The organism is Gluconacetobacter entanii, from assembly GCF_003206495.1.
GTDB lineage: Bacteria > Pseudomonadota > Alphaproteobacteria > Acetobacterales > Acetobacteraceae > Novacetimonas > Novacetimonas entanii.
Genome location: NZ_NKUF01000130.1, coordinates 1 through 917, shown reverse-complemented (window position 1 = coordinate 917; position 917 = coordinate 1). Strand labels below are relative to the sequence as shown.

The following is a 917-nucleotide window of genomic DNA, read 5'->3' as shown; positions in this document are numbered from 1 at the left end:
GCCGGCATCCCGGAAGGGAAACTCCGCCCGCTCCGGCAAGCCATCACAATCACCGATAATCCTTAGCGTATATCTGTGCCCGTTTTATGTACGTCCCCCAAGAAAGCCGCTGCCAGCTCACTTGTGCGGGCCTTTGGCCGCAGTCGCCGGGCTGAACAGGAGACCGAGGCCAGATATGCCGAGATGCTGCGCCAGCGTGAGGCGGAGCAACGACGGCAGGCCGAGGAGCAACAGGAGCGGGCCGCAGAAGTCCGCAGGAAGGTTTTGAAGCGGCAGGAGGAGCAGAAGCGGCGGATCGAGAGCAGGCTGGCGCAGCTCATTCGTGAAGCGCCGGAAAAGAGGGCGGAGCTGTTCGCCAGATTTTACCCGACAGATCCTCTCGCCCGTGCTGTGGATACCAAGCTGCATCGTATGGGGTTGGAGGATCTGGAGGCCGAGGAAAAGGCCGTCAGGACCGGACTGGAGCGATACGAGGCGCAGGAACGGCAGAGGCGGTCCGAAGGGCCAGGCATGCGCATGAGAGGTCGAGGACGTGGCCGGGGTGGACCGTCTCGGTCGAGGGGCCGGGACACGGACCCCGATCCTAGTGGCGGTGGATCGAGCTTCGAGCCGTTTTAAGGGAATTGGGGTAGCGAACGTGAACTACTGCGCCATGATTTCGCGCAGACCAGTATCTCTTTCGCCAGCACGATAGAGATAGGAATGCTCGGATGATGGTCGAACGATCTCCCTAGAATACTGAGGAATGTGCATCGATTAATGTCATTGCTTGCGGGAAAGTAATGATTGCATTGCGGCCATCAACACTGTGCTGTCTGAGAGCCCGATCCGAAAGTTTTTGAACAATACCAGCCTGTTGTGATTCATCCGTCTTTGCGAAGAGATGGAGTGAATGGTGACATGGACTGGTATTGCCC

General features: G+C 58.6%; 2 protein-coding genes. Both read right to left on the bottom strand.

Annotation, left to right across the window (positions count from 1 at the left end; genetic code table 11):
- Nucleotides 1-117: 117 nt before the first annotated feature.
- A complete protein-coding gene (locus tag CFR72_RS17760; RefSeq protein ID WP_167400437.1) occupies nucleotides 118-408 on the bottom strand; it encodes a hypothetical protein in 291 nt (96 codons plus the stop codon).
- 322 nt (nucleotides 409-730) lie between these two features.
- On the bottom strand, nucleotides 731-917 hold a 187-nt coding region (locus tag CFR72_RS17900), incomplete at its 5' end, for a hypothetical protein (protein WP_146220783.1).